Below are 6,440 nucleotides of genomic sequence, written 5' to 3'. Positions count from 1 at the left end.
TGGGGGGAGTGGGGGGAGTGGGGAGTGGGGAGTGGGGAGTGGGGAGTAGGGAGTGGGGAGTGGGGGGAGTGGGGGGAGTGGGGAGTGGGGAGTGGGGAGTAGGGAGTGGGGGGAGTGGGGAAAGACTTGTTGCAAGTTCTCCTCAAGTCACCTTGTCACCTTGTCCCTTTGTCTCCCCTGCCTCTCCTGCTTCTTCCCTATTCCCCATTCCCCACTCCCTACTCCCCATTCCTCAATACTCCGATTGTTAATTATCCCATGAGTTGAGCAATTGGAAGTTTTTAGAATAGTTAATTAAAATTAAAAGAGAATTAAATTAGCGGGAGTGGCTTTGGCAAAGCTTGGGCGGTTAAAATTAATTATGCTTCAGTCTTTTTTATCCCGTGCAACCCTAATTTTTCTATCAAGCGCTCTAGCGGTTTTGTGTGTTGCCTGTAGTGAAGACCAACGGAACACTGCGACTGGTGACAATGAGCAACCCGTGCCAATTGGGGAGCAGGCATCAGTACAGCCTGCCGTTGAACCAGCAACACCAGCAGTTACCCCTACCCCAGAAGCACAGCTGCTAGAGCCGCTAGAGCCGTCTGAAAGTGAACCAAGTCTTTTTGAGATGGGGCTAGACAAAGCCGTTGGCGCTTGGAGTATCAGCCAATCTGCTCAATCTCCAGGTGATTGGATTTTGGTGGCGAATCAGTACCAAGATGCGATCGCTCTGATGCAAAGAGTCCGGCGACAAAGCCCAGAATTTGCGATCGCTCAAACCAAAATCATTGAATATCGCCGCCAAATTAAATATGCTCAACAGCAAGCTAATCCTCGCCCTGTGCGCGTTGCCGAACCGAAGAGGATAGTAGTTGTGGTTCCTCAGACAATAACCGCACCAAAGTATACCTCACCTCTATCGCCTCCACAAGAAATAAACCCGTTACCACCAAAACCAGCTTTGCCCTCATCAGCAGTGGTAATTCCAGATCAGGAAGTATTTACAGCCCCGATTAAAAGGCGACTTGCTGGAACGCCAATTGTCCAAGTCACCTTTAATGGCCAGCAACAATTTGACATGATTGTGGATACGGGAGCCAGTGGCACTGTAATTACCCAAGAGATGGCCAATATCTTGGGAATAGTGCCAGTGGGGAAAGCTAAGGCAAATACCGCCAGTTCCAGGGCTGTAGAATTTCCTGTGGGCTATGTTAATTCGATGGCAGTTGGCGGGGTAATAGTGAATAGAGTAGCAGTAGCGATCGCAGGTACGGAACTAGAAACTGGACTTTTAGGACATGACTTTTTTGGTAACTACGATGTCACCATCAAACGTAATGTGGTAGAATTCCGCCCGCAATTGCGATCACAAATCAATTCGCCAGAAACTCAACTAACTGCTCCAACTTCGTCCAAGCTGCCCCGCTTTGTAGGATATCCTTAGCGATTTTAATCCCTTGGGCGTGATCTAGGAGTGCGATCGTACCCCCGACTTGCAGCGCCAAAGAAGCATTCAACGCTACTGCATCTTGTTGTGCTTGAGTTCCCTTACCTTGGAGTACCGCCTTCAGAATCACCGCATTCTCTTGGACATCCCCACCTCGAAGCATACCTATAGGAGCAGGTGTTAGATCCAAATCCAGGGGATTAATAGTAGTTAACTGTACTTCTTTGTCTGATAACACCGCCAAGTCAGTTAAATCTCCTAACCCAGCCTCATCAAGTTTTTCTCGCCCGTGCAGCACAATTGCCTTTTCCTTGCCCAAATTCTGTAAAGCTTCGGCAACAGTTGCCAAAAGCTTAGGAGTAAATAACCCTACCACCTGCCCAGTAGGATGCAAGGGATTTACTAACGGCCCAAGCAAATTAAAAACTGTTCGCACTTTCAAAGTCCGCCGTAATGAGGCAACCGCCTTGAGTGCTGGATGCCAACCAGGGGCAAACAAGAAAGTGATCCCGACTTCTTGTAGTGCGGCTTGCACTTTTTCACTAGAGGCACTCAAGTTTACACCCAAGGCTTCCAATACATCTGCACTTCCCGTGAGACTTGAGGCTGAACGATTGCCGTGTTTGGCGACAGGTATACCAGATGCTGCGGCAACAAATGCAACTGCTGTAGAAATATTAAAGGTTGATGAACCATCTCCACCAGTGCCACAGGTATCAATTACAGTGGAGAGTAGTGAGTGCTGAGTGCTGAGTGGGGAACATTGAGATTGTAATACTTCAGCCATGCCGGTCAACTCGTCGGCAGAAATGCCTCTAAAGTTCAGCGCTGTTAAAATAGCCCCTGATAACTCTGGGGGAACCGCTTCACTGAGCCAACCTTGCATCAATTCAGCAGCTTGAGTACGGGACAAGGATTGGCCATCTATTAATTGTTGTAGCAGAACATACCAGCTAGCAGAGGATTCTTGAGCAGAGATTGGGGAAGTTATCATAGCTAAGGTTTGTATGTTGTAGCTATATTGAAAGCTATGGGGTTATCCTACCCGAAAATTGGAAACTATCAAAGTTAGGTTTAAATCTCAAGGCTTAATTGCAAAGCTGGATTAGCAATATTCTGAACTTGTGATTTTTTTTCCAAATCAAGTTTAACTTCGTAGTTAGTAATGAATAACTCTTTTCCTTTAGCCGCACCACTCTGCTTATAGTTATTCATCCCATACTGTAATTCCCACTCTGAGATATTAGACCATTGGAAATTTTCTCGAATGTGCGGTGAGTCATCGTAGGTAATTAGCCAGCGATGATGACATTGTTGCAAAAGGTTAGCAAATCTCTGATGTTCAAAAGAGGTGTGCAAGTCACCGTTTTTACCATATAGCTTTGATTTAGTAGCACTAAAATATGGGGGATCTAAAAATAAAAATACATCTTCCCCTTCTAGTTTTAGTAGGTGACTGTAATCGAGATTAGTAATTTGGACATTTTCTGATAAAATATACTCTAATTTTTCTAATCGTTCTATTGAAGAATTAGTAAAGCGTTTATGAAAAGCTTGTTCAGAAAAACCGCCTGATTCTACAGTTCCTGAGAAAGTAATTCTATTGAGTACAAAAAACCGAACTGCTCTTTCTAAATCAGATAAATTATTGACATCTACACTAGTTAATTCTGTAAAGAGTAATTTACCATCTGTATGTTTAAGTTTAATATGTCGAATTTCTTTAACTAATTGGACTATATCAGACTGGACAAATTTCCAGAATAAGAAGAGTTCGCGGTTTAAATCGTTAATCCAAATCTTGATATGAGAAAACTTTTGTCTTAAATAAATAAATACCGATCCACCACCCACAAAAGGCTCTCGAAACTCCGAAAAGCTCTCTGGCAAGTATTCAACTATTTGATTTATTGCTTTCGACTTACCACCAGGATAACGGAGAGGGCTTTTGAGCATAATTAAAAATCGTCACACTTGGGCTAATATAAGCATTCAATTTGTTTGCTAAAAAATATTGCTGTATACTCTGACTAAATCAGCATCAATGCTTTCATTATCCGCTCCTGTAGCGTAACCGAGGTTAATGCTTCCAGCATGACTTCGGAAACGTTGGTATGGTATAGATATTAATCTGCCAGCCAGTAGGGATTACCCACCCTTAATTTATAGGAAAGAATTTTGCTTTGAGTTTATGTTGCATTTTCGTAAAAATCTGTTACATTACTTTACAGGTAGTTATAACTGTTACAACATAAAAGCTCAGAGTATTATTTATGGCAGACGTTAAGAAGACTACGCCTTCGGTTTCAGAAGATCCTAATGCTTTGCGCTGGGGCTTCACTCCTCAGAGCGAAAATTGGAACGGTCGTTTTGCAATGATTGGTTTTTTATCTGCCGTTGCGCTTGAAGTGTTTTCTGGTGAAGGGATTTTACACTTCTGGGGCATTTTATAAATTTAAACGTTTTTACCTTCATTAGATTATGAGGCAAGGCGGGGATTGGCAAAATCGTCTGCCTTGCCTCATAATCTCAAGAATTAGAAAACTAGCGTGATGAGCGAAATATTACACGACCTGGGGATTCTTCCTGATTAATTCGCGCATATACTCGAAGACAAGTTAAGACTTCGCCAGGAATACCACCACAGTCTAGTTGTAAGTCATCCTTGGATAAAGCACAGATATCTGCATAAAGTCCCGATAATTGGCGAATTCGCACTTCATTACCTGCATTAATAGCTTCATCAGCGACTTTCTTCAGGATGCGCCGTGATTCATGTTGTAGCTTTCCCCACCAAGAATAGCGTTCAGCTGGTGGTACAAATACTAGGGAATGTATCGCTTCGTCCATGTCAATCCAAGCACGGAGGATTGACAGGGTATCAGTATTTTTATCAGCTTTTTGGGTGCGTTGGAAGCGATCGCTTAAAGCATCAATATATTGATCGCGCTGTTCTGCTTTGGAGTGTAAAGAAATGACATCGAAACTAAAAACGCTCTTTAAAGCATGATGCAAATCTGGGTCTATTTCGATAAAATTCATATATAAAAATAGGAATCCTGTTGGTAAATCGGATACATTGCCTTGCGTATTTTTAGGATTTGAAAGTACTTGTTGGTATAAGCATAATCCCTGAGTTTCAACAGTACCACTAAGTCCGGGGTAGATAATTTCGTCGCGGATAAAGGGAAGTTGATAGAGGTTAGAATTATCTGCGATCGCACCAACTTCTTGGGCTAAATCTAAGGTGCGCGATCGCCAAGTTGCAGCTAAATCCTCTGGTACTCGCAGCAGTTTGCGTTGAATCTCATTCCATAAATCTGAGTCCGTTATGCTTTGCAATTGGGAATTACCGAGATAATAACTAAGTTCTGAGTCAGAATCAAAAGCTTCCCGCAGGTGACTTAGTTTTAACTCATCTGGCGCATCTTCCCAACCAGTATTTTGCTGTGGGGGTGAAGGTTCCAACAGGCGATGAAGTTCTTGCAGCACCTCATCGCATATTTTAGATCCTGGATCTAGTGGAAATTCTGTGCGAGCCTGATTTAAAGTAGCCTCTAGTCCATACAAACTAAACCGCAGTAATTGGGCTAACTCTGAGTTTTCTATCTCTAATAATTGACGCAAGTGCTGCATAAATATCACCTCCAAATATTATTTATACGTGATTCTTAGCGAATTAAACTTGGCAAACCTCTGCGCCCCTTTGCGTTTACTTTGCGCCCCTCTGCGTTTAAAAATCTTAATTTTTTCAACGCAGAGGTTTAATGCAAGAGTTAATGTATGCCGCAAAATGGATCGCGTTCTTTATCAACTTCATTGGGCTGCAATTCTAATTCAGCAAGATAAACGCATCCCTCTTCTTTGAGGCATTCTTGACTGTTTGATGTCCAGTAAGGGACTTCACCAGCGTGCATCCGTAGAATACCTTGAGCATCAAGAGTTACACGATATTGGCAAGGGTAATCTGTTGTCACATCTGGTTTGCTGAGTGCGCCAATTCTTATCCATTTTTTACTGTTGGTTTCGGCATCTGTTTGATAAACATAGAAGGTGTGTTGGCCAGTTTGCGGGAAAGCAGGTAAAGGATTACTAATTAACCCGGTTCCTGGTTCTGTCACGCCATCGCGTAGATAGTGAAATTTTTGAAACAATTTACTACCATCATTTCCTACTTCAAATACAAGATGATAGGCATCTGGTTGATCGACAGTTGCGGACTCAATAACATTGACGGCAATATCACCATCATTTAAATCTTTATTGAAGCGTTCTACAGCAATATTCCATTTCAATTTACCATCAGCAAATAGCGCTGAATTTTCTGAAACTACCGATTCCAAATCAATGCCAGTAATGTCAATTAAATAATGGGGATTTCCCTGACAAAGCAACACACTAAATTCAAGGGTTTGGTCAATTTCAAACTGGACTTTAAGTTTTTTCAGAAACTCTGCTTCTTGCATTCCCAGTTTATTCATGAGGTTTTTGCCGTCGAAGCTACCCCATAGCCGTAAATCTCCATCCTCGTAGTCTTGACGGTAAATAATATTAGTTAATTGGATTCCTTGCCATGCAGTACGAACCTTAGCGACAGTTTCCCAAGGTGCTAGTTGATAAAGTTCTTGTCCAGCCTTGAATATAGTTAGCAAATCATTACTTTGAGTTTTGCGTTTGAAGTTGCAGGGTAAATAATAAAACAGGTTTTTGACATCAATTTCTAGCTGGTTTGCTCCCTTACGCAGCAAGCTTTTAGATTCTTCTGGATCGAATCTTAATCTTCGCAGTTTTTCGGCATAGCAAGCACCGGCGGAGGTGGCTAATTTGGTAAATTCCAGCACAAAGGTAATTCGTTCTGGATTCCACACAAAATATGGAGACTTACTAAATTCTTGGTAGATTTGGCGCTGCACTATGTCTAAATTACAAGTTTTTCCAGACAAAATTAACCAATCAACTTTTTGGGAATTCCAAGAATCTTTGGTGATATCATCGGGACGCAAGCGACTTT

Annotated in this window: 6 protein-coding genes and 1 pseudogene; 3 read left to right on the top strand and 4 right to left on the bottom strand. The window is 42.3% G+C overall.

What is annotated here, in order from left to right:
• Together LC574_RS20900 and LC574_RS20895 are read left to right on the top strand one after the other, a co-directional pair.
• Nucleotides 1-251: hypothetical protein (locus LC574_RS20900; protein ID WP_229455385.1), on the top strand; the 251-nt coding region annotated here is incomplete at its 5' end.
• A gap of 110 nt (nucleotides 252-361) precedes the next feature.
• Nucleotides 362-1,426: a TIGR02281 family clan AA aspartic protease gene (locus tag LC574_RS20895; protein WP_229455384.1), complete on the top strand. Its 1,065-nt coding sequence runs from the start codon at nucleotides 362-364 to the stop codon at nucleotides 1,424-1,426.
• On the opposite strand, the gene trpD is transcribed toward LC574_RS20895, so the two are convergent.
• Entirely contained in the window at nucleotides 1,356-2,423 is a 1,068-nt protein-coding gene (trpD, locus tag LC574_RS20890; protein ID WP_229455382.1) for an anthranilate phosphoribosyltransferase, read from the bottom strand. The two genes, LC574_RS20895 and trpD, sit on opposite strands and share 71 nt — an antisense overlap.
• An 80-nt stretch (nucleotides 2,424-2,503) precedes the next feature.
• Nucleotides 2,504-3,385, bottom strand: coding sequence for a DNA adenine methylase (locus tag LC574_RS20885; RefSeq protein ID WP_229455381.1), 882 nt, complete (start codon nucleotides 3,383-3,385; stop codon nucleotides 2,504-2,506).
• A 317-nt stretch (nucleotides 3,386-3,702) separates the two neighbouring features.
• On the opposite strand from LC574_RS20885, the gene LC574_RS20880 reads away from it, so the two are divergent.
• Complete coding sequence (locus LC574_RS20880; RefSeq protein ID WP_229455380.1) at nucleotides 3,703-3,882, top strand: high light inducible protein; 180 nt, start codon at nucleotides 3,703-3,705, stop codon at nucleotides 3,880-3,882.
• 91 nt (nucleotides 3,883-3,973) lie between these two features.
• On the opposite strand, the gene LC574_RS20875 is transcribed toward LC574_RS20880, so the two are convergent.
• Complete coding sequence (locus LC574_RS20875) at nucleotides 3,974-5,065, bottom strand: hypothetical protein (protein WP_229455378.1); 1,092 nt, start codon at nucleotides 5,063-5,065, stop codon at nucleotides 3,974-3,976.
• 140 nt (nucleotides 5,066-5,205) lie between these two features.
• Nucleotides 5,206-6,440: pseudogene (locus LC574_RS20870) on the bottom strand (molecular chaperone); the annotation flags it as partial.

Origin of the sequence: Nostoc sp. CHAB 5715, assembly GCF_020829685.1 — a bacterium.
Classification (GTDB): Bacteria; Cyanobacteriota; Cyanobacteriia; order Cyanobacteriales; family Nostocaceae; genus Nostoc.
This window is presented reverse-complemented; position numbering and strand designations above follow the sequence as displayed.

Excerpts from the sequence above, each read along its gene's own strand:
- LC574_RS20895 (WP_229455384.1), top strand. The coding sequence starts at position 362 with ATGCTTCAGTCTTTTTTATCCCGTGCAACCCTAATTTTTCTATCAAGC.
- trpD (WP_229455382.1), bottom strand. The coding sequence starts at position 2,423 with ATGATAACTTCCCCAATCTCTGCTCAAGAATCCTCTGCTAGCTGGTAT.
- LC574_RS20885 (WP_229455381.1), bottom strand. The coding sequence starts at position 3,385 with ATGCTCAAAAGCCCTCTCCGTTATCCTGGTGGTAAGTCGAAAGCAATA.
- LC574_RS20880 (WP_229455380.1), top strand. The coding sequence starts at position 3,703 with ATGGCAGACGTTAAGAAGACTACGCCTTCGGTTTCAGAAGATCCTAAT.
- LC574_RS20875 (WP_229455378.1), bottom strand. The coding sequence starts at position 5,065 with ATGCAGCACTTGCGTCAATTATTAGAGATAGAAAACTCAGAGTTAGCC.